Origin of the sequence: Cohnella abietis (assembly GCF_004295585.1) — a bacterium.
GTDB classification, from domain to species: domain Bacteria; phylum Bacillota; class Bacilli; order Paenibacillales; family Paenibacillaceae; genus Cohnella; species Cohnella abietis.
The window spans coordinates 472,999-495,605 of sequence record NZ_AP019400.1; the positions used below are offsets into that span (position 1 = coordinate 472,999).

Genomic DNA, 22,607 nt, shown 5'->3' on the forward strand with positions numbered 1-22,607 from the left:
AAGTAAAATACCAAAAATGATAAAGGGAGTTTTCTAAAATTTTTTGCTCCATTTTGACACCGCTTTCAAAAACTCGTTAAGGTAAATTTGATATTAAGAATGCCCTTAAAATAAGGCTTTGGTATCAATACCAAAAGTAAAGGGAGAAGTTGCGATGCGAAAGGACAGCGAGATGAAAAAGACAGCGCAGAATCAGCTGATGAAACAAAAGAAGGGTGGTGTATTCAGTGAGCTGAACAGACACAAGACTTTATATGTAATGACGATTCCAGCTTTGTGCTTCTTCCTGATTTTTAGCTATATTCCCATGATGGGTGTGTATTATGCATTTATTGATTATGACTTTGGCAAAGGTGTTCTTAATAGTCCGTTTGTGGGTCTGAAGAATTTTCAGTATTTCGTTTCCGGCGGATGGGACGCACCAATCATTTACTTAACCAAGAATACGATTCTGTATAATCTGGTGTTCATTCTCTTAGGAAATATCATGCAGGTTATGTTTGCCATCATGATTACGACGATTGTAGGAAGGTTCTTTAAGAGATTTGCGCAATCGGTGATGCTACTGCCACACTTTGTCTCTTACGTAATCGTGGGAACGATTGCCTACAATATTTTCAACAGCAACTACGGCGTGCTCAATTCGATGCTTAAGGCTTTGGGCGGAAGCGGGATCAGCGTGTATATGATCGAATGGATATGGCCGTTTATCATCACATTTTTCTTCCTATGGAAAGGTACCGGCTTTGGTATGGTTGTGTATCTTGCTGCAATCACGGGCTTTGACCGGGAGGTTTACGAAGCAGCAAAAATCGACGGTTGTAACCTAGTTAAGGAAATCAGGTACATCACGCTGCCGATGTTGAAGCCAACCTTTATTATGCTTGTGCTGTTCAGCCTTGGCGGAATCATGAAAGGCCAGTTTGAATTGTTCTATAACCTGATCCAGAGAAACGGGCAGCTATTCAATGTAACAGATGTTCTGGATACCTACATCTACCGCGCGATGACCGTTAATTTCAATCTCGGGACCTCTACGGCGGCCGGCGTTTACCAGTCCGTATTTGGTTTTATCCTTGTGGTTACAGTTAACAGGATCATACGCAAGACGAGTCCGGAGAATGCCTTATTCTAAATAAGGGGAGTTGAGAAAGATGCATACACATAAAGTATCCGCTAGTGAACAAGCATTAAAAGTATTTTTCTATACCGTTCTTACAATTGGGTCTCTTGTCTGCGTACTACCCTTTATTCTGATCATTTCCGGTTCTTTTTCGGATAGCGTACAGATATTGCAAAAGGGTTACTCTATTCTGCCCAGGGGATTCTCGTTGGATGGCTACCGCAGTATTTTCCTGTTTCCGATTCAGATAATTAAAGCCTATGGCGTCAGTATCTTTGTAACCGGCGCGGGAACAGGCATTGGTCTGATGGTTATGACCCTCTGCGGTTATGCCATTTCCAGAAGCGAATTAAAATATCGCAATGTCATTTCTTTCACCATTTATTTTACGACTCTTTTTTCCGGCGGTTTGGTACCCTGGTATATCGTAGTTACCAAGCTGGGATTAAAGAACAGCATCTGGGCGTTAATCATTCCGTCCATCTGTAGCTCGTTCTATATCTTGCTCATCCGTAATTTCATGAAAACAATTCCAGAAGCCCTTGTGGAATCCGCTAGGCTGGAAGGAGCAGGGGAGTTTCGTACCCTGTTACAGATTGTCGTACCGATGTCAAAGCCGATTCTGGCCACCATTGCCTTGTTTCTGGCACTTGCCTACTGGAATGACTGGTACCTGGCTTCCCTTTATATTTCAAAAGCCGATTTGTGGCCTCTACAATACCGGTTATACAACATCTTGAATGCTGCCTCCAAGATCGCGTCGGTCGGAGCGGAGAACTTTACCAGCAAAATTCTGCCGACAGAGACTCAGAAGCTGGCGAACGCGATTGTGGCCACAGGACCGATCATTTTCTTATATCCTTTCCTGCAGAAGTACTTTGTTCAGGGTATTTCCATCGGCGCAGTAAAAGGATAATTCCAATGCGGTAGTAATGCAAATTACTATATATACCTACTTTTTGAGAATTGGGGCAAGGGTCAAAAAGCAGGAACATTTCCTATCCAAATGAGGAGGCAACTGAAGATGAGAGAAAGAGCTAAGAAACTGACGGTAGGGTTATTGGGAGTAGCGATGGTTTTTGGCAGTGTGGCGTGCAGCAGTAAGGAAGTGACAGAAAGTAGCACTAAGGCACCGACAGAAAGTAAGGCTAGCTCGGGATATACGGGTGATTTGGATTACGTAAAGCTCAGAATGTATGCGATTTCAGATGCGCCCAATAATACGGACCTGGCAAAGAAGTATTGGGAAAAGCTCAATGAAAGATTAAAAAAGGAACTGAATACGACGATTGAGTTCACTTATGCGGCAGGCAACGATTACAAAAACAACTATGCTCTGGCTATTGCCTCGGGAGAAAAATATGACCTGATGCAAGCCGCTCCCGGCTGGTTGGATTATGAAAGCTATGCATCGAAAAACGCGTTTAAGCCGCTTGATGATCTGCTGCCGAAGTATGCACCGTACATTTGGAAGACTCTTCCAAAGACGACGTGGGATGCAGCATCCGTCAAAGGAAAGATCTTTGGTGTTCCCGTTCTGGAAACAGGGATAACAGCACCCGCCTTCGTATACAGAGAGGATTTAAGAAAGAAACACAATCTGCCTGAAATCAAGTCCATGGATGATATTGAGACCTATCTGCAGGGGATCAAGGACAATGAGTCGGGAATCGTCCCGAGCGATGATTATCAGAGTCAGGTATATGGTACTTCTTGGATTTACACCACGCCTTTTGTCGGAATCGATGAAGTTCATGACAGAATTTACAACTTTGTATACGACCCTAGAGACGGTCAAGTGCTCAGTGTTATCGAGACCCCTGAATTCAAAAATTATATGTATAAAATGAAAGATTGGGCTGACCGTGGCTTCTGGTCTTCCAGCGTACTTACCAGCACGAACTGGGGTGTATTCCAGGTACTCAACGGAGTAGCGGCGGCATCCTTCAATGAGCAACTGCCTGGCTATAACAACCATGCGACACAGGTAGAAAGGGAACATGGCACCGAGGGCTGGGAATTGAATTACTTTATGTATTTTGAAGGAAATCCGGACTCCGTTCTTTCTGGCAGCACAACCAGAAATATGACGGCAATCTCAACGAACGCTGAGAATCCTGAACGAGCACTGATGGTGCTGGATTATATCCAGCAAAATGAAGATCTCTGGAATACCATTACTTATGGTACAGAAGGTATCAACTACAACCTGACTGCAGATGGAACGATCGATACGGCAAACATTGCAGAAGGTGCAGCCTTTAACTATTTCCCTAGTAGTATGTTCGCAAATGCTAACTTCAAGAAGCGCAAAAGCGATGCTTGGGTAAATTATGAAAAGATGATGGAAAAGATCAACAACAAGGTGGTACCAGACATTTTTGAAGGCTTTGTACTGGATAAGAGCAGCATCGAAATCGAGTATACAGCACTTAATGATGTAAATAGCCAATACGGAATCCCGCTAGAGGCAGGTCTTGTCAGCGATGTGGATAAGGCATACCAGAAATATCTGGAGAAAGCCAAAGCTGCAGGTCTGGACAAGGTTAGGGCAGAAGTCGAAAAACAAGTCAGTGCATGGCTCGCATCTAAAAAGTAATGAAAGACGGATGGACAGCCCCGTCCTTTCCCCAAGGGAAGGGACGGGATTAGAATACCAACGACATCCTGATTATGTATGCCGGCGTGGAAGCTTATAACATCGTAACGGTGAGGAGTGCAGGTACTATGAAGAATGTAGTGTATATTATTCGCGATGATATCAACCATCCGAAGGAAGTCATAGATCCGGTTATGGAAAAGGTGTTCGACGCGGAGCGGTGGGAGGTTATCCTCACTGACCGGGCGAAAGATTTGATCGAGACCGAGGCAGTGGTAGATCTGACTTTGTTCTTTACTAACGGGCGTCCTGAAGGGGAAACCAATATGACCCTGGAAGAGCAGCGGCAGATTGTCCAAAAGGTGAGGAACGGCATGGGTATGATGTTCATTCATGCTGGACTTGTTCTCATCGAGTCCGACAGCCCGTTCTATACGGAACTAAACTCCGGCCGATTCATTGAGCATTCTCCCCATCACGTAGAGGTGACGAATAACCCGGTAACCAGCTTCAAGCATCCGATTATCGAGGGCATCGAGCCGTTCACTGCGGTCGACGAGCATTACTACTGTCAAGTGGATACGACGAAAACCGATGTGATTCTGTTCAGCACTTCTCAGCATGTGACGGCAGTAGGGGGATGGGCACATCAGGTTGGGGCAGGTAAAATCGTGGCGCTGACTCCTGGACATAATCCGGAGGCGCTGGGCCATCCTCAAATGATTCAGCTCATGAAGAACGGTGTGGACTGGGCTGCTCGCCAGAGCTAGAACATAACGAGGGAGCGATGTGTCAGTGGGTTCGATATCAGTGGCATTAGGATTGTATTCGGTATACAAGGAGTTTCAGCGCGACCTGGAGTCGACGCTGCGCAGAGTCAAGGTAATCGGCTATGAAGGGGTGGAATTCTACGGCCCGTTCGTTCATGAGCCGGAGAAAATTAAAAATCTGCTGGAGGAAATCGGACTCGTCAACTGCGGCTGGCATACGGAATGGAAATTGCTGCAGGCAGATACGATTGACGCAACGCTGGACTACCACACCCGCGCCGGAACGACCAATATTATTATCCCGGCCTTGGGCGGGCCTTGGCAGATCGGACATAAGCAGAGCGAGGATTGCGCGGAGGTGTGGGTGCAATATGCAGTCCGCATCAATGAACTTGCGAGGCTGGCGGAAGAACGGAATTTCCGCATCGGCTACCATACCCATGCGCATGAATTTAATACGCATTTTGGCGAGTCGACGCCGTGGTCGCTTCTTAGCGAACATACCCATTCCGGCATCATACTGGAGCTGGATACAGGCAATTGCATTGAAGCGGAAGCTGATCCGGCCCAAGTTATTGCAGATCACCCGGGAAGAGTACAGCTTGTGCATTGCAAGCCCTTCTCCCGTAATTTTGGCCACGAGACATTCATCGGCAGTGCTACAGATGACAATGATTGGTCGGCGATTCTTGAGGCATGCAGCCGCTCAGGAACCGAATGGCTGATTGTAGAGCATGAATCGGAGACGGAGTATCCCCAGTTTCATGGTGCGGAACGGTGTTATTCCGGGATGCTGGAGCAGCTCGGGCGGCTTAAGCCGGCTGTAGATAGAGAAGATTAGCAGAGCACAGATGCGACATGCAGAAGCTGATGAGCTGCGCATGAAAGCCAAGCGGATTTTCTGCTGCCCATGCATCGGCTTTGTTACTAAACCAGTGGGAGATGTTACTGTGATACAGATAAATCAGGGGATAAGATTCACAGGCAAGCAGCAAGCATCGCTTGTGCAGTGCGATTGGGAGCCATCGCCGCTTGCAGCGGATGAAATTATAGGGCGAACGATCGTATCTCTCATTTCGAATGGCTCGGAGATGGGCGCATATATGGACTTTTCCGGGGGAATGAAGTATCCGGTAGAGACTGGCTATGCCGCTATTCTCGAGGTGCTTGAGGTGGGGGAAGAGGTTACAAATGTGAAAGTGGGCGAACGTGTTCTTGCGTTGTCCCCGCATCAGGCATACAGCCGGGTCAAATTCAATGATTATATTCCTGTCCCGGCGGGAATGAAGCCGGAGCATGCCGTCATTGGCCGATTCCCGGCAGTCTCGATGACCTCCATGATTCATTCCCGAATCCGCCCGACAGAATCGGTTATGGTAATGGGGCTTGGTATCGTGGGCCTCATGTGCGCGCAAGTGATGCAGCATTGCGGTTATGAGGTCTATGCCTTTGATCCGAACGAGGGCCGCAGAGCAACAGCCCGCTCTTGCGGATTGCGCCATGTATATACCTCACCAGATGAAGTGCCGGGACTGAAAGGAACGGCTGGATTGGCGATAGATTGCTCCGGCAGGGAAGAGGCGGTATATTCCTTGCTTGCCAATCTGCGCAAGGGCGGGGAACTGTATCTGGTCGGCGTGCCTTGGTTCCGTTCGACGGACAAGTTCGCACATGATTTGCTGCGCAGCATTTTCTATGGATATGTACAGGTAAATTCCGGCTGGGAATGGTCCATTCCTAGACATTCTTCTGAGTTCCATCCTAACAGCAATCATGGGAGCATCAGGAAGGCTATGGAATGGATTCGCGACGGGCTGCTCCAGGTAGAGAACATTTATGATATCTATACACCAAGCGCATGTGGAGAAGTGTATGCGGGAATTGCTGACAGCACATTGACGAAACCCTGCGTTATTTTTGATTGGAGCTCGGTTTAATACGGCTTGCCGCCGACAGCTAGCTCATCACAATTCCAGGAAGCGAGTGAGACGATGTATACGACAACTAAAAAGCAGGGTATCCATCATGTTTGCCTAAAGACACGGGATATCGAAAGTACAGTCAAGTTTTACATGGAAGGTCTTGGCGCTCGCTTTGTTGTGGAATGGGGCAAGGATGGGGCCGAGGATCATGCGGTGCTGGTGGATCTTGGCGAGGGCGATTTCCTGGAAATCTACGAGACGAAGAGGGAATTTGTCGATGGAATGTGGGAGCATCTGGCAGTTCGAACGATGGATATCGAGGAATCGGTGCGTCGGGCCGTAGCGGCGGGAGCAACGCCTCTTGGCGTTCCGCGCCATAGTAATATTCCGGCCCGCTCGGGCGAAATCGTCAGCTTGAGCTTCTCCTATGTTCGTGCGCCGGGCGGTGAGCTCGTTGAGTTCATTCAGGATGACAATTAATAACAGGCCTTCGCACCATGATTTGTCTTCAGTTCCTACGCCAAAAAAGCAAGTGCTATCAGGAGGAACCACGATGGAGAAGTCTGTACTGGCTGTTGATTTGGGAGGAACGAAAATCTTGATTGGGGAGGTTTCGCTGGACGGCGAGGTGCTCGGAAGCAAGATTTATGAATCGACAGTAATATCGCAAGAACAAGCATTCGAGACGTTAGCTGCAGGCCTCAGAGATTATATCAAACATGTGGGACTGCGGCGTGAAGCGGCGGCTATCGGTATCGGTGTAGTAGGACGGGTCAATACGAGAGAGGGCATCTGGCTCGAAATTGATCCTTCCAGAAGTCAGCCGATCGAGCTCGCCCAGAAGATTAGCGAGCTGTTCGAGATGCCGTGCACAATCGGCAATGATGTCTACTGTGCAACGCTCGCGGAGCAGAAATGGGGCTGCGGCACCTACTCGGACAATTTTATTTATATGAATATCGGTACGGGGATTGCCGCCCGCTGCGTAGTAAACGGCGAGCCGATTATCGGCGGACATTTCAATGCGGGCGAGGTTGGGCATCACGTAGTAGATTATGACAGCGATGTTCAATGCCTATGCGGAAGGAAGGGCTGTGTGGAGCCGTTGGCTTCCGGGCTCGGGATGCACAATCGGATCGTTGCACTGAAGCCGTCCTATCCCGATTCGGCCATTGTCATCCCGAATGAAGGCCGCGTAGGCGTCGAAGAAATTTTTGCTGGCTACGATCACGGCGATCCGCTCTGCACAGAGGTTGTGGATACTGCGCTGCAGGCTGTAGCGGAAACGATTATGAATATGGTCCGCTTCTCCGATCCAGACACTGTCGTACTTGGCGGCGGCGTTGTTAGCGGGAGCTGGTTTATGGATAAGCTGCAGTCACGGCTGCAGGCGAAGACGATGCGTTTCGTTATTAACGGCGTGAAGAAGACGGCGATCGACGAGGCTTATATCGGATTGAAGGGCGCTTCAAGGCTGGCTATACGAACGATGTCCAAGCTGGAAGCTTAAAAGGGGGAGGGATAACGAAATTATGGCAACGAAAATAGCACGTGAACTTGAACGGTCCAATCTGATTCACAGACCGTTGAAGGTGGACGAGAGCGCGTCCTTGGAAGCGGACAGCTTGAAGAAGGAAGTATTGGATCGAGTCGTCATTCTCGATGGGGTCACGGGCGGCGATCGGTGGATGCATCGCGGACTCGGAGCGTCAAGCGTGCTGGAAGGAGGTCAGTTGCAACTGACCTCTCCGTTTGTTATGGATGTATGGCCGGAGGGTTCGTCTAGCGACGGAGATTACAGCACTTATGGGCATGTAGGCATCTATCGGACGTTCGAGCAAGAGAATTGGGAGAAATTCAACCGGATTTCCTTCGAGATTTACCCGGATTGCAGCGGGATGTCGAACCCGCATATTAAGGTAGCCGTTAAAAATGACGGTACGATCAAAATTCCCGATATTTATCACCGTGAAGGCTCCAATGTCATTAATTTGAAAGACCGCCAGTGGAATGTATGCTCGATGGAAATCCCGGACTTGCCGAGGGACGGGATTACCGAGCTTGAGTTTGGCTACGATATGTACGGCAAAGACCGTGCAAGCGGCGATACGATGAAATATCTCATTCGTAACGTCTCTCTGGAGAAGGTAGCCTACCCGAACATTTCGAAGGGATGGCAGCCAAGAAGCAAGGATATTATTTTTTCCCATAACGGCTATAGCGTAGCGCAGCCTAAAACGATGATTTTGGCGGAGCAGCAGACATCGTCTTTCGCCGTTATTGAGCTTGAGACGGGAGAGGAGAAGTTTGCCGGTCCCGTTAATCGCGTGAGCACTTCCATCGGCAGCTTCTCCGTCGTGGACTTTTCTGTGTTTAAGGAGAAAGGGAAGTATATCGTCCGGGTGGGCGAGCTGCTGACCAAACCGTTCGAGATTGGCGACGCGGCCGACCGATGGGAAGATTCCATCTGGAAATCGATTAACTTTATCTATTGCGAGCGCTGCGGATGTCCGGTGCACGGCATTCACGGCAGTTGCCATGAGGATATTCTCGCTCGGCATAACGGCGGAACGATCATTTTCAATGGCGGATGGCATGATGCGGGCGATGTATCCCAGCAACTGGTGCAGACGGCGGAGGTGGCAAGCGCCCTCTACGAGATTGCCCATCAGGTGAAGGAGAGCAACTATCCGCTGTACCTTCGTCTTGTCGAAGAGGGGGAATGGGGCGTGGACTTCATTCTGAAGACCCGATTCGGCGACGGCTATCGTGCCACAAGCGCTGGTATCCGAATTTGGTCGGACGGCATTATGGGCAATATGGACGATATGACAGCCCGCGTGCACAACAATCCGTATGAAAACTTTATCCTCTCCGGCATAGAGGCGCAGATCGCCTTGTTCACGGAGGACGGGGATATGCTGAAGGATAAATTAACGCTCTGCGCGATCCAGGATTTCCAATATGCGGTCGAGCAATTCGAGCTCAGAGGCTTTGCGCCCAAGCCGATCTTCTGGGAGCACACCTATATGAGCTCGGAAAGCTTGTTCATGGCGACGGCTTCATGGTCGGCATCGCTCCAATACCGGCTGACGGGCGAGGCTTCCTATGCAAGCAAGGCGGTCCAATATTTAGACTATGTGATCGATTCGCAAGAGCTTAGCGGCATTTTAACCGATGATGGCAACACCGTAGCCGGTTTCTTCTACCGGACGCCGGAGAAGAAGGTCGTTCAGCACTTCAACCATCAGGCCAGAGAGCATATGTATTTGCAGGCATTCGACGAAATTCTCAAGACGCAGCGCGAGCATGCCAAGCGCGACGCTTGGATGGAATCCGTCCGGAGCTACGGGGAATATGTCAAGTTTCTGACCGCCTTTACGGCACCGTATCCCATGATTTCAAGTGGCATCTACCATGTGGATGAGAATGAGGACGGCGAAAGCTTCAATCTCCAGCATTTGTTGGTCGGAGAGGAAGCGAAAGCGTTATATACGGAGCAATTGAGGCAGGGTGTCCGTCTGAACGATGACTATTACTTGAAGCGGTTCCCGGTCTGGTTCTCGTTCAAGGGCAACACGGCGATCGCACTTTCTACAGGCAAGGCAGCATCCCTGGCAGGCATGCTGCTTGACGATCAGGAGCTGATCTCGATTGCCGAGAGCCAGCTGCAATGGGTAGTAGGCAAAAATCCGTTCGGGCAATCGCTGATGTACGGCGAAGGCTATAACTTCGCCCAGCAGTATAGTGTGCTTAGCGGCGAAATTGTAGGTGAAATTCCGGTAGGCGTGCAAACCTTCGAGAACGAGGACGTGCCCTACTGGCCGCAAATGAACAATGCCACCTACAAGGAAGTGTGGGTCGGTCTTGCAGGCAAATGGCTGTCTCTGCTCTCCGACTTGTACGCGTACGACAAGCAGAGCGAGACTTGAGCAACCAATATTGCGACATTATGAACCGGCAGCGTGATCTGCCGGTTCATAATGTCGGTAGGAGTAGGTAGGCTGCCATGAAAAGCAAGGTGAAGTCTGGCGGCATAAGCCATGTATAGGAGGAAGAATCGATGAAACCGACAATGATGACCTATATTCAAGAAGAGCAGGCGGTAACGGAAGGCATTCTCGGCAGCTACCCGGGCAATGTGGATGCCTTCGCGGAGCTGGCGGCGGACAATAAGACGGAATGGCTTATTTTGGCGACCGGTTCAAGTATCAATGCTGCGCTAAGCGCCAAATATTATATCGAGAAAGTGGCGGATGTGCGGATTGACGTCAGAGAACCGTTCAATTTCACGCATTACGATAAAATCAGTCCGCATTGCGATCTGGTCATCGGCATTTCGCAAAGCGGCCAGAGCACTTCGACGATCGGCGCCCTGAAGCGGATTCGCAAGGAAACAGGTCTCAAAACGGTCGCTTTCACGAGCGATGTGACGACGGCTATTTCCGAAGCGGCTGATGTGACGCTTGACATCGGCTGTGGCAAGGAAAGAGTCGGTTACGTGACCAAGGGGTTTATCGCAACAGTATTGACGCTGATGCTCGCCGGCCTTAAGACAGCAGTAGCGAAAAAAACGCTGACGGAACAGGAGGAGCAGGACCATCTCGATAAATTCCGCGCTGCGGTAGCCGCTATACCGCAAACGATCGCCAAAACAGAGGTGTTCTTCGAGCAGCACAAGGAGGATTTGGCGAGTGCGCCTAGATTTTCCGCTGTTGGTTACGGCCCTACCGTCGGAACGGTGAAGGAATTTGAAACAAAATTTACAGAAACGGTTCGCATGCCGTCGCAGGGGATCGATCTGGAGGCCTTCATGCATGGACCGTATCTTGAGGTCAATCCGGAGCACCGTATTTTCTTCGTTGAAACAGAAAGTCCGATCAAGGAGCGGATGGAGCTGTTGATTGCGTACGAGAGCCGGATTACGAACTACACCTATACCGTCACGTTAGGTAAAGCGGAGAATGACCGTACGATTGGTCTGGAGGTGAAGCTGGACGAGTTCATGGCTCCGTTCATTATGATTATACCGTTCCAGATTTTGGCTCATCATATTTCGGGAGCAAGAGGAATCGATTTGACCCAGCGGATTTATACCGACTTCGGGGTAGCTATGAAGAGCAAGACACAGCCGGGAGACTACGCATAAGAGCGGAATAGCCGGGCGTGCGCAGCTGAGCAATGAGTAGATAGAATGTTTTTAAAACTTCATTTTTAATAGTCGGAAGAGACTGTGAGCTTTACGCAGTCTCTTTTTTGCATCTATTAATCTACTCTTAAAATGATCGTATCAACATAAACCACATTGATTGAATTGGTACATACTGATAGAAAAAATGTCGAAAAAATAGATGCAAAAAGCCGCCAAAAGCGATGGCGGCAAGAGAATCGAATTTATGATACCAAGAATGCTGGTCATCATTTATTAAATTTTAACTCACGTATAACTTCACGTTCGTTCTGGCTTACTTCTTCAAAGCCCAGAGAGTCGTACAAGCGGGATGCTCGCTCGTTCTCAGGCCGATGCCCAAGTACGATTTTGTCGCAGTCGTACTTCTCTTTAATAGTACGTACAAGCTCCTCCATGCCAGCCCATCCCAATCCTCTATGCTGGAACTTATGATCGATCATGTAGGCCATAATCCAGTGGCTCTCATCGTCCGGATCGATGGCGTAAACCGCAAATCCCACTAATTGTTCGCCAGCGTAAATAGCTAGAGGAGTAAACCCGCAATACGCTGACTCTGCAAGCCAATAGACTACTGGTATAGGAAAAACTTCTTTCTGCTCGTCCGTCACTTCCAGTAGGGTGCAGGCATACCAATTATTTTGATCGATTGAACGGAGCTCAACTAATCCATGTGCGATAGACATTATTTTCTGTTTGCCTCCCATTACCTAATGAGAGATGTTTTTGTTTACGAATAACGACCTCTCATAGGCTCTTTTGTGTTTTTGTTTGTATTCAAACATCATCACTCCTTCAGTCGTTGTAGGGAATATAAATATTGTGTGTACGAAGAACTCTCCCCCATGTAATATTATTGAATAATCATCCATTTTTTTCAAGCTGTAAAGGAGGGTTTTATGAAAGCCTTTATTGTAACAGGTGCGTCTCGTGGATTGGGATTTGAGATTTGTAAGCAGCTTATAAGGCGCAATCATCTTATCTTTTCTATAGCTAGGAACAATAATGAGTTTCTTTTAGAGCTAGCTACCCACAACGACTGTAAAATACATTCTATAAAATATGATCTACAATACACTGAAGGCATCCCAGATTTAATTCAAGAGGTACTTAAACTAGTGTCTAATACGGAGTTAGATTCAATTACATTGATTAATAACGCCGCTCAAGTAACCCCATTAGGTCCTGCGGATTGCTGCACAACTGAAGAAACAGTAAGAAATGTACAAATAAACTTGTTAGCTCCAATCGTGGTGTCCCAATCATTCATACAGCAGACGAATCAGTTGAATATTCATAGAGCTATAGTAAATATCTCTTCAGGCTCAGCAAAGCATGCAGCAGCTGGCATGAGTGTGTATTGTGCTTCCAAAGCTGCATTAGATATGTTCACATCCTGCGTACAGCTTGAGAGCCATAAATTATTAACGATCTATACTGTGGATCCAGGTATGGTTGATACCGATATGCAGGCTTTGGCCCGCAACGAAGAGCTCCTACCCATGGCAGCTTTTTTTAGGGAGGCTAAAGTGACGGGGTCTCTAAAGTCTGCGGAAGATGCTGCGAGAAAGATCGTTAGAAGAGTCTTAGCTTCATCGGATGCTACGGAAAGGAAGGGGTGAGTAGCTTGGGGAAAATAATTTATCCTGAACCGCTTCGGAGAGGCGATAGCATTGCTATTACTGCACCATCCAGTGGTGTTGAGAATGAGCTGCATCATTTATTAGAGAAATCAAAGGCCAATTTGAGGACCTTGGCTTTACTATAGTCGAAGGCCAATTCATTTGGACCAATGATAAATGTGTTAGTGCCGATAAAGAGGCAAGAGTACGGGAATTAGAAAGCTTTCTAACGAACGACAGTATAAAGGCGATAATTCCTCCATGGGGAGGGGAGTTTTTAATGGATATCCTTCCCTTGGTCAACTGGGACTTATTAAGGAATCAAACCCCGAAGTGGATTCTTGGATATTCTGATATCAGCACTTTTACATTTGCATATACTTTATTAACAGGACACGCTACTGCGCATGGCCCCAATTATGTTGATTTGGGTGCGGAGCAAATAGACAATACGACCGCCCGATGGCTAGATGTACTTAGCACCGAGCACAACAAGCATGTGAGACAAACCTCTTCCTTGCTACATTGTTCTTCGTGGGGAAACCCACTCGATAGGGAAACTAGATGGGAGATACTTGGTGATAAGGCTAGCGAGCGTTATAGTGGTAGGCTAATTGGTGGTTGCCTAGATACGATCTCTATACTAATAGGGACCAAATTCGCTCCAGTAGAGCAGTTTACAACAACATACTGCCAGAGCAGTGGACTAATTTGGTATTTAGAAAGCTGTGAGATGAATGCTGCGGATATTTACAGGCACTTATGGCAAATGAAAGAATCCGGCTGGTTTCATCACACGAATGGTGTTCTTATTGGAAGAGCAGCAGGTTACTCGCATAGTAAAAATTTTGAATTGATTGATGCTTTAACGAGCATATTTGCCCCTCTCCATATTCCAGTTATTTATAACGTGGATATCGGTCATGTTCCACCCCAGATAACAGTGATTAATGGCTGCTTGGCTGAGGTGAAATGTTCTGACGGAAAAGGGGAAGTTTCTCTGATTCTATCTTGACCTAATTCTTAATTTTTTCTTCTTCGGCTTCCATTTTTTCGACCTCTTCCCGAACTCGCGGGGCGACTTCCGTTCCCAATAGTTCGATGGCTTTCATAACATCGTCATGCGGCATCGTGCCAACAGGTAAATGCAGAAAAAATCGGGAGAAGCCTAAATGTTTGCGCATGAAAATAATTTTATTGGCCACCGTTTCGGAATCGCCTACGTAAAGTGCGCCTTCTAAACTGCGTGAGGCATCAAAGCTTGAACGGGTATATTGTCCCCAACCGCGCTCCTTACCAAAATAATTAAACGATGCCTGCGTGGGTGGGAAATACTTGTCCACCGCAAGCGACGTACTCTCCGCCACGAAACCCAGTGAGTGTACGGCTATTTTTAATTTCGATACATCATGTCCTGCTCGAGCAGCAGCTTTTTTATAGAGTGGAACTAGCGGAGCAAATTGTAACGGACTCCCGCCTATAATGGCTAAAACAAGAGGCAGTCCAAGTGTCCCCGCTCTTATGACTGATTCCGCGTTCCCACCACTGCCAATCCAAATCGGTAAAGGGTTCTGGACCGGACGCGGATACACACCAAGATTCGTAAAGGCTGGTCGATGCCCTCCTTTCCAAGTGACTTTCTCCGAATCCCTTAATTTTAGTAATAGTTCTAATTTCTCCTCGAATAGCTCTTCATAATCTTTTAAATCGTATCCAAACAAGGGAAACGCATCGACCATAGAGCCACGACCCGCAATAATTTCAGCACGTCCATTTGAAATTCCATCGAGTGTGGCAAATTGCTGGAACAATCGTACGGGATCCGCAGCGGAGAGCACTGTAACCGAACTGGTTAAGCGTATATTTTTTGTCCTGGATGCCGCGGCTGCTAGCACAACGGCAGTTGCCGAATCCGCAAATTCCTTACGATGATGCTCTCCGACGCCAAATATATCCAACCCGACCTGATCGGCGAGGACGATTTCTTCCACAACCTCACGCAATCGCTGCGAATGACTTATAGTTTCACCCGTATGAACATCCGGAGTCGTTTCAACAAACGTGTCTACACCTATTTCCATTTTATATCCCCCCTAAATGTAAAATTGAAGTAAATCCTTCTCTTAGAAAGAATTCGACTCATCCTTTGTAGCAATGCCTTCACGGTTCTTGATGCCATAACCAATTTTCTTCAGCACATGAATAAGTTCGAGCTTCTCCTCATCTGTCGCAAAGGACATATTGTCAGAGATTAACTGAACATGCTTTGGGAAGATATTATCGAAGTAGCTTCGTCCTTCCCCCATTAGTGCTACATTCGTTTTGCGTCGATCTCCCGGTATTGGAAGTCGTTCTACGAACCCCTTCTTCTCCAGCTTATCTACCACATAAGTGATGCTCCCGCTTGGAATCGCAAAGGTTTCGCTTATTTTCTGGATCGGATGCGGACCTTTATTGTATAGAAACTCGAGAATTTGGAAGGTTTCTCTGTCAAGGCCATAGCTCTCAATATCGCGTTCTAAGCTCCCGTAGAGAGCATTCGCCATGTTCCTAAATACGCGTAAAAGTCTTAAATCAAGAGCGTTACCCTCAGCATCACGTTCAGTCATTCTACTACCACCTTCTTATAGTGTGTTCCAGTTCAAGCTTATTACAGCCAGTGCAAGGACCAACAGAATGCAAGGCATCAATGCTTTGGCTGCTGGATCTTTGACAAGAATCAAATGAACAAGAACCGCAAAAAACATCGTAACTGCCATTAATATTCCGCCTATTGCAGCATAGGGATCAATCCAAATTCCAATAATAATAATAGCGGCCGAAATGACTTCGACCAATCCCGTAAAGATTCTCGTCGAGGGTGACAACTTATATCTCTTAAATTCATCTACCATCTGTTTACTGCCGAATTTACTAAGACCAAATATCAAAAACCCAATTCCTAAAAAACTCTGTAGTATGACTGATAAAATATGCATCTAATTACCACTCCTTTTAAACTATTATTATTTATCCTAAAATTATTTAATCTAACAATATGAAATATACTATTATGATTTCTCTTTGTCAACATAAAAACCATCCTCCTTAGATATTTCACTAAAAAGGAAAAGTGCCATTCATTACAGAATTAAAAGAGTCATAATAGTAATAAACTGGGAACGTTAGTAGGAGGGATGATCCAGATGTCAGAAGATTCACATATTCTGCCGAGCAACACTTTGAAATGTATTTGTTCGGTATATGTACCGGTAAAGAAACCTTTACAATCGGTAGAGTGGTGGCAACAGAATTTTGGGCTGAAATATGCGGTGCCTTACAACCCGGCGGAATCTCAAGCGATACTAAAGCTTGCCGACGGGCAATGGCTGCATTTGGTGGAAACCGAAGGGGAGATCGATAACCCATTTCCTAATAAGGCAGGTTATCCAATGTTCAGATTTACGTTCGAGGTAAGAGAAATAGAGCTGGTATACGATCGTTTGCAGTCTAATGGAGTGAAAATAGAAGATCTCGAGGATAGAGGAAGCTGTGGTATTAACTTTGTATTTTACGACCTTGATGGCAATAAGTTTGATGTTAATGAAGTCGTTAATGTACATCGAACGCCTGAAGAAGCGGACAAGGTAAAGGCTCATTTATTCCATACTGCTCAATAAAATCATATTTCAGCTGCCACAGCTTACCCGCATAGACTCCCTATCCTTTTCCTTTAACCGTGGGCAAGTATAACAGTAGTCGGATCGTGCACCCAAGCGATAAGCAAGGCAACAGGCCGTTTTTACTAACAGCTTTTGATCCGGGTTGACCGGGTCGTCAATGAATTTTAGTTTAATATCGAATGGGTTTTTGCGGAGCCCGAACGCACTAGCATCAACGTCATGAGAAAGAATGTTAAATTGAGAAATGATATTTTCTTTGTATGCATTATCTGAAGCTGTTGCCAGCTCGTTTTCCCTTTGGTCATATAGAGCATAGACGAGCTGTCCCCATAGTGGAATGACTCTCATTTGGGCTGCCTGGGATAAGATGAGCATTAAAGGTGTTACTTGTTCCTTGTAAAAGGAGCTTAGCAAGGCTTTGCACCAAGTGTGACGGTCCGTGTCTGGTGTGTCGATATACCGTGTTTCGATGATTTTAAACGAAAATAGGGGGTAATGTGTACCGGCATATAGCTGTACGGATAAATTCGATAATGATAAATCTAAAATCGGCCCATCGCTGTGGTACAACATCTGCTGTAGGGCACTGCACACTCCTGCAAACCAAGTACAGAAAAAGGCTGCACCTGTAGACCGTTCGCTTGCTGTAATAAGTGGGGCGTACGTGTCAATTAGGCGCACCATATTTTCTATGTTTAATAGTTCGGATGCTTGCATGGTGAGCACGATGTTCTCAGGCTCATATAAAGTCAGAAAAAAGCTCTCTTCCAGCTGCTGAAAATCAATCGCACCCACTGCAAATCCTCCCATTATTTTTTATTATTTTCAAAGGTATGAACGACATCGTCTATTGCGTTAATGTCTGCTAATGGAGACATACCTAGATTAAACCATTCATTGCCGCCCATGATGTGCACCTGATTGTTCTTAACGGCTGTCATGTTCTTCCATAGCGAGCTATCCATCAATTCCTTATATCTATTCTTAACTTCTGCGTTGTCTTCATTGTTGAGCTGTAGAATGATATGGTCTGGATTATATTCAGGTATTTTTTCCAGAGAAATCGCAACGCTGAGTTCACTTTGTGGAAAGTCTTTAACCGGCTTCAGACCTAACGTCTTATGGATGAAGCTACCGCGATCAATATTTTCACCGTAAATAATCAGATCCTTCTCCATAATCATCATGTACATGACTGTCTCATCCCCAACAAGGGTATGAAGCTTTTCTTTAGCTTCAGCTTCTTTGCGTTTCAAATCTTGAATGACCTGCTCTGCCTTATCTTGCTTACCGAGAACCTCAGCAATATCCCGCAATTCATCACGCCAATCATCTCGTTGCGGTAAAAGCACAGTAGGGGCGATTTTGGAAAGCTGATCATAATCCTTATCGGCCCACCAAGTGGGAGCGATAATCAAGTCTGGAGTTGAGGCTAGAATCAATTCGAAATTAGGCGTTTTGGCAATCCCCATCTTTAACGTATCCTTCATCGCTTCTTTAATATAGGCAGGAAACTCTTCATGATAGTTTTGCACCGCAACTGGGACCACGCCCAGTGCATACAAAAACTCTGGATATACAACAGAAAGTCCAATGATCCTTTGAGGGTCAGTTGGTATGCTGATGTCACCCTTCAAGGTTTGTATAACACGCTGCTTATCGGATGCACCTTCACTGGGTTTACTGGAATCTCCAGATGCCGCGCTGGTGTTATTAGGCTCTTTGTTAGCAGATGAACAGGCAGAGCTAATTATCAGTAATAATGCGATAGCTATTCCTACAATTAAATGTGTGTTTCGGTTCATTCTCTGAAGTCCTCCTGAATATCTAATTATGTATGATAATCCCTTATTAAAAATGATTCTCATTATCACATAACAGGAGTATAGTTGAATTTTGCTTTTCAGAATATTGACGATCACGACATTATTTTATGTACGATCCCGCCATAGCTTCAGTGCTTCGTTTAACATTAGATCATGGGTGAAAGCTGTATATTCTATCCAAGGATACGAGGGAAGAAAGTCAACCCGTCTATTCCTGAATGCTTTCAGATCGCGCCATAGCTCAGAATGCATCAGTGTGTGCCAGTGTGATTGTGACAGGGCATCTTGATCCACGATGAGCAATAGTCGATCCGCATCAAGAGCCGTCAGTTGAACAGGCGTTATTTGCTGATCAGTTTTCATAAGGTCGACACCTTGCGTGGGCACTACTTGTAGATCATCGTAAAATACCGTCCCTAAGCTTCTGTTGCCTAGAACGTGATACCGATCTCCACTAATTCTTAGGATAAGGAGGCTGTCATCCTTGATGGTGTATCTCACTTGCTCTCTTACGAAACGGGCCTTACGTTCATATTTGTCTATCCAGATTTCCGCTGCGGCTGTTTGGTCCAGAAACTGTGAAATTGATCGTAAATGCACGCGCCAATCATTTTCCAGCCAAGGCACTAAGAACGTAGGTGCAATTTCTCTGAGCGCGGCCTGTTCCTCGGCAGAAACAAGGCAGTCAATACCTACAATGAAATCGGGATGTGCAAGCCTAAGCTCTTCCCTTTTTATTGAATCATTTGAACTGAGAGCTAATACCGAATTCGTGTGATACTTCCTCTGGTAATAGCCAGTCCATGGATGATCAGCGGGTGCGGCGCAGGGAGTGACCTGAAGAGCAATGAGTTGTCCAATGTTGGAGGGATGGTATGCAACGACTTTTTTTCGACTGTATTTCATGAAGGCAGCGGGAGGTATACCTGATACCTGTTTGAATTTGCGTCGGAAATAAATATCATCATGATAGCCAACATGTCGTGCAATATCTCGCAGACGATGCTCTCCACCCGTTCTCATAAGCTGTTGGGCTTGCTCAATGCGATAGGCTGTCAAATAGTCTATGGCACTGTAGGCAAACCTCTTCTTAAATAATCGCATAAAATGACGGGAGCTTAGCCCAGCTACCTTGGCAAGATGCTCTATCGTCAGTTCTTCTTGGTAATGCTGCTCGATATAAGCTTTCACATATTCGAGGGCTCTTTCAGAATCATTTCCTTGCACCAGAAGGGCATCATGCAAGATCGTATGTAGTAATTCGTGAAAGAGAATTTGACTACGAAATCGTTCTAAACGATCCTCGTTTTGTAGGTTATGGCATATCGTTTCGCACAGAGCGTTAACGGATACTGGAGATGAAACGATAACCTCATCTTTAACCGGGAACTGGCTGTCTCGCTTAACAATCGGCCTATCATCTACTGATAATCCTGTATCTTCAATGACGTCGAATCGCAAATAATACAGCCCACGCTCATCAAACGAGTGCGCCGAGGTTTCGATAAGCTGACCGGGGGTACAAATATACGCACTACCTTGTCTCAGCTCAATAAAGCGCCCGTCAACAGTTAACCAACCTTGACCGCTTCCTGCTATAATAAGAATATGTGATTCAATAAACTGAAGCCGTAATCCCCATTCAGTTACAGTATTATTAATATGTTCAATTTCCCGAAGCTTAAAGCACATGCTCTCGAGTGAAATATATTCCGTAGTTTTACTGTCCTTTTCCGGATTATGCAAGAATAACTCACCATCCTTTAAAGAAATGAAGTGTAGAGATGAGCAAAAAGAGTGTATGGAATAAAGGCAAGCATAACGGTGGGGGCGGGGCAACGAAAAGTGGCAAAAGCTTTGTGCAGGCTCCTCCAACTGTTTCAACGGAAAGGAGCGCGAGTCCAACAATTAACAATAGTCCATTAAATAGCGTTAAACGGATGAATCGTGATAATTGGGTAGGAAGGCAGACTCGAGAAACTCCTAAATAATAATTGGCAATGGAAATAAGTGGGCTAGTGAAGAGTTATTTCATAATATGGTCCAAATGATAGGATACGGCTTGCATGAACTCTTCCTTACTCCTGCTTTCGGGGAAAGTGGTGTAGTGTAAGATTAGGCCATCTGTAAGCGCATGAAGCCTTTTGGCCTCGTATTCTGCATTAATGCCTTCCTTCGTCAGCTTCATGGACACCAGAAGATCAATCATTCTGCGAAACCCAGCATAGAGCTCCTCATGAACCTCACGGCTTAATGCACGAATGGTCGCATTGGAGACAGCCTTCCCCGCAAAAGCTAGCCATACCTCGGCTTCGGCTAGACGTTCCTCGTCAAGCGGTGAGAGCTCGGCGATAATCATTTCGATATCGTGACGAGGCTCCCCGTTGAATGGCAGGCGTGCTATCCGCTCATTCACCCGTAGTGATACAAGCCTCATGGAGTAAGCAAGAAGCTCTTCTTGTGTATGAAAGTAATATCGAAGAGATCCCAGAGAAATCCCCATCTCATCAGCCACCTGACGCACGGATACGCCATCCAGTCCATCCCGGCGTATTACGCGCCAGGTGGCTTCTGCTATTTTTTCTTTCCGTTGGTTATGGTTCACGATTTTTGGCATGGCATTATTATAGCATGATTGCGTTTTAATACAATCGTGCTATAATAACCCTAATTAATACAGTCGTTTTAAAAAGGGGTAAATAGCTTGACCGTTATGATTATAGGCTGCGAAATCGCATTCTGGGTATTCGTATTGGCAGGATTGGTGTGCCGCTACATCTTAAGGCTAAAAACCGTGGGGGCAGCCCTCCTGCTCTGTACACCGATTATAGATCTGATTCTCTTAGTGGTCACCGTAATCGATTTGAGAAATGGGGCGGATGCAAGTATCACCCATGGTCTTGCTGCGGTGTACATTGGAGCATCCATCGGCTATGGCCATTCTATGATTAAGTGGGCAGACGTTAGATTTGCCAACCGATTTGCCGGAGGTCCGCCGCCGCAAAAAAAGGCCAAGTATGGAAGGGAACATGCTCGTAACGAAAGACTGGGCTGGCTAAGGCACTTACTATCGTGGGCTATAGGGTGCGCCATTCTATATGGAATGATATGGTTTGTAGATGAAGATGGTCGCACAGAAGGACTTCTTCAATTGACTCGCATATGGTCAATGCTACTGGGTTTAGACTTTCTGTATAGCTTTAGCTTCACATTGTGGCCTCGGAGACAGAAATAGGTCGCAGTAAACATGGAGTAGCGTAAGTTGGGGTTCCTTGTGTGCTTTCATAGTTTGGTTATGATAAAATGTTTGAAAAACGTAAGGGACGTGTGCATATGGTTATATTAAAAAAGGTTCGCGGATGGATAAGTTCAATAGTGATAGCCTTTGTTCTGTCCCTTATCATTGGCATTTTTATCATTCAGCCCTATAAAGTAGATGGGCACTCCATGGACCCGACCTTACAAGACAATCAAAGAGTGTTTATTTCTAAGCTGTCTCATACCTTCTCCTATTTACCTGAATATGGCGATATCGTCATTATTGATAGCCGCGTTAATCGTAATCGTACTTTCATGGACGATGTAATGGACAACCCAGTATTCCAGCTGTTCTCCAATAAAGATGAGCGTACCTTTTATATTAAAAGGGTCATAGGCAAGCCTGGTGATGTACTGGAATTTAAGAATAGTAAGGTTTATCGTAATGGTGAGCTATTAAATGAACCTTATATTCAAGAAACTATGAGCTATACTTCTGATGAGCAATGGGTCGTGCCGGACAATCATGTGTTCGTAATGGGCGATAATCGCAATCATAGTGAGGATAGCAGGATAATTGGATTTATTCCGTTAAACCATGTTATTGGCAAAAAGGTTCTATAGGACAGCGAACCGT

The 22,607-nt window shown here is 46.2% G+C and carries 25 protein-coding genes; 17 read left to right on the forward strand and 8 right to left on the reverse strand.

The window, feature by feature from the left end:
- Positions 1–154: 154 nt before the first annotated feature.
- The 10 genes from KCTCHS21_RS01945 (at position 155) to KCTCHS21_RS01990 (ending at position 11,563) form a co-directional block, all read left to right on the forward strand.
- The gene (locus KCTCHS21_RS01945) at positions 155–1,135 is read left to right on the forward strand and encodes an ABC transporter permease (RefSeq protein WP_232058041.1); all 981 of its coding nucleotides are present in this window, start codon (positions 155–157) and stop codon (positions 1,133–1,135) included.
- Between the two features lie 19 nt (positions 1,136–1,154).
- Complete coding sequence (locus KCTCHS21_RS01950) at positions 1,155–2,039, forward strand: carbohydrate ABC transporter permease (RefSeq protein WP_130604878.1); 885 nt, start codon at positions 1,155–1,157, stop codon at positions 2,037–2,039.
- Between the two features lie 108 nt (positions 2,040–2,147).
- Positions 2,148–3,722: an extracellular solute-binding protein gene (locus KCTCHS21_RS01955; RefSeq protein WP_162309246.1), complete on the forward strand. Its 1,575-nt coding sequence runs from the start codon at positions 2,148–2,150 to the stop codon at positions 3,720–3,722.
- Between the two features lie 128 nt (positions 3,723–3,850).
- A complete protein-coding gene (locus KCTCHS21_RS01960; RefSeq protein WP_157993917.1) occupies positions 3,851–4,492 on the forward strand; it encodes a ThuA domain-containing protein in 642 nt (213 codons plus the stop codon).
- Between the two features lie 40 nt (positions 4,493–4,532).
- Complete coding sequence (locus tag KCTCHS21_RS01965) at positions 4,533–5,333, forward strand: sugar phosphate isomerase/epimerase family protein (protein ID WP_162309247.1); 801 nt, start codon at positions 4,533–4,535, stop codon at positions 5,331–5,333.
- A gap of 10 nt (positions 5,334–5,343) precedes the next feature.
- Positions 5,344–6,429, forward strand: a complete 1,086-nt coding sequence (locus tag KCTCHS21_RS01970; protein ID WP_130604882.1) for a zinc-dependent alcohol dehydrogenase — start codon at positions 5,344–5,346, stop codon at positions 6,427–6,429.
- Between the two features lie 54 nt (positions 6,430–6,483).
- Positions 6,484–6,894 carry a VOC family protein gene (locus KCTCHS21_RS01975; protein ID WP_130604883.1) on the forward strand — a complete coding sequence of 137 codons (411 nt, stop codon included), beginning with the start codon at positions 6,484–6,486 and terminating at the stop codon, positions 6,892–6,894.
- Positions 6,895–6,967: 73 nt separating this feature from the next.
- On the forward strand, positions 6,968–7,924 hold the full coding sequence (locus KCTCHS21_RS01980; RefSeq protein WP_130604884.1) for an ROK family protein: 957 nt from the start codon (positions 6,968–6,970) through the stop codon (positions 7,922–7,924).
- Between the two features lie 22 nt (positions 7,925–7,946).
- Positions 7,947–10,346, forward strand: a complete 2,400-nt coding sequence (locus KCTCHS21_RS01985) for a glycoside hydrolase family 9 protein (RefSeq protein ID WP_170211417.1) — start codon at positions 7,947–7,949, stop codon at positions 10,344–10,346.
- A 131-nt stretch (positions 10,347–10,477) separates the two neighbouring features.
- Positions 10,478–11,563 (forward strand): SIS domain-containing protein, encoded by a 1,086-nt coding sequence (locus KCTCHS21_RS01990; protein WP_130604886.1) that lies wholly within the window; start codon positions 10,478–10,480, stop codon positions 11,561–11,563.
- 269 nt (positions 11,564–11,832) lie between these two features.
- Here the strand turns inward: KCTCHS21_RS01990 and KCTCHS21_RS01995 are convergent, their stop codons facing one another.
- A complete protein-coding gene (locus KCTCHS21_RS01995; RefSeq protein ID WP_232058042.1) occupies positions 11,833–12,288 on the reverse strand; it encodes a GNAT family N-acetyltransferase in 456 nt (151 codons plus the stop codon).
- A 213-nt stretch (positions 12,289–12,501) separates the two neighbouring features.
- Between KCTCHS21_RS01995 and KCTCHS21_RS02000 the strand changes: the two genes are divergently transcribed.
- Genes KCTCHS21_RS02000 through KCTCHS21_RS02005 form a run of 3 tightly spaced genes read left to right on the forward strand, consistent with a single transcriptional unit; the run spans position 12,502 to position 14,239 of the window.
- Positions 12,502–13,224 (forward strand): SDR family NAD(P)-dependent oxidoreductase, encoded by a 723-nt coding sequence (locus tag KCTCHS21_RS02000; protein WP_130604888.1) that lies wholly within the window; start codon positions 12,502–12,504, stop codon positions 13,222–13,224.
- Between the two features lie 5 nt (positions 13,225–13,229).
- Positions 13,230–13,370 carry a hypothetical protein gene (locus KCTCHS21_RS32020; RefSeq protein WP_331871704.1) on the forward strand — a complete coding sequence of 47 codons (141 nt, stop codon included), beginning with the start codon at positions 13,230–13,232 and terminating at the stop codon, positions 13,368–13,370.
- 14 nt (positions 13,371–13,384) lie between these two features.
- Positions 13,385–14,239 (forward strand): S66 family peptidase, encoded by an 855-nt coding sequence (locus tag KCTCHS21_RS02005; RefSeq protein WP_331872293.1) that lies wholly within the window; start codon positions 13,385–13,387, stop codon positions 14,237–14,239.
- Between the two features lies 1 nt (position 14,240).
- Here the strand turns inward: KCTCHS21_RS02005 and KCTCHS21_RS02010 are convergent, their stop codons facing one another.
- Genes KCTCHS21_RS02010 through KCTCHS21_RS02020 form a run of 3 tightly spaced genes read right to left on the reverse strand, consistent with a single transcriptional unit; the run spans position 14,241 to position 16,202 of the window.
- Positions 14,241–15,305, reverse strand: coding sequence for an LLM class flavin-dependent oxidoreductase (locus tag KCTCHS21_RS02010; protein WP_130604889.1), 1,065 nt, complete (start codon positions 15,303–15,305; stop codon positions 14,241–14,243).
- A gap of 42 nt (positions 15,306–15,347) precedes the next feature.
- The gene (locus KCTCHS21_RS02015; protein WP_130604890.1) at positions 15,348–15,833 is read right to left on the reverse strand and encodes a MarR family winged helix-turn-helix transcriptional regulator; all 486 of its coding nucleotides are present in this window, start codon (positions 15,831–15,833) and stop codon (positions 15,348–15,350) included.
- Between the two features lie 15 nt (positions 15,834–15,848).
- On the reverse strand, positions 15,849–16,202 hold the full coding sequence (locus KCTCHS21_RS02020) for a DoxX family protein (protein ID WP_130604891.1): 354 nt from the start codon (positions 16,200–16,202) through the stop codon (positions 15,849–15,851).
- A 207-nt stretch (positions 16,203–16,409) separates the two neighbouring features.
- On the opposite strand from KCTCHS21_RS02020, the gene KCTCHS21_RS02025 reads away from it, so the two are divergent.
- On the forward strand, positions 16,410–16,883 hold the full coding sequence (locus KCTCHS21_RS02025; protein ID WP_130604892.1) for a VOC family protein: 474 nt from the start codon (positions 16,410–16,412) through the stop codon (positions 16,881–16,883).
- Between the two features lie 9 nt (positions 16,884–16,892).
- Here the strand turns inward: KCTCHS21_RS02025 and KCTCHS21_RS02030 are convergent, their stop codons facing one another.
- The 3 genes from KCTCHS21_RS02030 to KCTCHS21_RS02040 form a co-directional block, all read right to left on the reverse strand.
- The gene (locus KCTCHS21_RS02030) at positions 16,893–17,681 is read right to left on the reverse strand and encodes a (2Fe-2S)-binding protein (protein ID WP_130604893.1); all 789 of its coding nucleotides are present in this window, start codon (positions 17,679–17,681) and stop codon (positions 16,893–16,895) included.
- A gap of 14 nt (positions 17,682–17,695) precedes the next feature.
- The gene (locus KCTCHS21_RS02035; protein WP_130604894.1) at positions 17,696–18,691 is read right to left on the reverse strand and encodes an ABC transporter substrate-binding protein; all 996 of its coding nucleotides are present in this window, start codon (positions 18,689–18,691) and stop codon (positions 17,696–17,698) included.
- A gap of 126 nt (positions 18,692–18,817) precedes the next feature.
- Complete coding sequence (locus KCTCHS21_RS02040; RefSeq protein ID WP_130604895.1) at positions 18,818–20,458, reverse strand: AraC family transcriptional regulator; 1,641 nt, start codon at positions 20,456–20,458, stop codon at positions 18,818–18,820.
- 38 nt (positions 20,459–20,496) lie between these two features.
- Here KCTCHS21_RS02040 and KCTCHS21_RS02045 point away from each other — a divergent pair, with 38 nt between their 5' ends.
- The gene (locus KCTCHS21_RS02045) at positions 20,497–20,703 is read left to right on the forward strand and encodes a hypothetical protein (protein ID WP_130604896.1); all 207 of its coding nucleotides are present in this window, start codon (positions 20,497–20,499) and stop codon (positions 20,701–20,703) included.
- 35 nt (positions 20,704–20,738) lie between these two features.
- Here KCTCHS21_RS02045 and KCTCHS21_RS02050 read toward each other — a convergent pair whose 3' ends face one another.
- Positions 20,739–21,329, reverse strand: a complete 591-nt coding sequence (locus KCTCHS21_RS02050; RefSeq protein WP_130604897.1) for a TetR/AcrR family transcriptional regulator — start codon at positions 21,327–21,329, stop codon at positions 20,739–20,741.
- A 96-nt stretch (positions 21,330–21,425) separates the two neighbouring features.
- Here KCTCHS21_RS02050 and KCTCHS21_RS02055 point away from each other — a divergent pair, with 96 nt between their 5' ends.
- Both KCTCHS21_RS02055 and lepB read left to right on the forward strand, forming a co-directional pair.
- A complete protein-coding gene (locus KCTCHS21_RS02055) occupies positions 21,426–21,947 on the forward strand; it encodes a hypothetical protein (RefSeq protein WP_130616305.1) in 522 nt (173 codons plus the stop codon).
- 68 nt (positions 21,948–22,015) lie between these two features.
- The gene (lepB, locus tag KCTCHS21_RS02060; protein ID WP_408621752.1) at positions 22,016–22,594 is read left to right on the forward strand and encodes a signal peptidase I; all 579 of its coding nucleotides are present in this window, start codon (positions 22,016–22,018) and stop codon (positions 22,592–22,594) included.
- Positions 22,595–22,607: the final 13 nt, after the last annotated feature.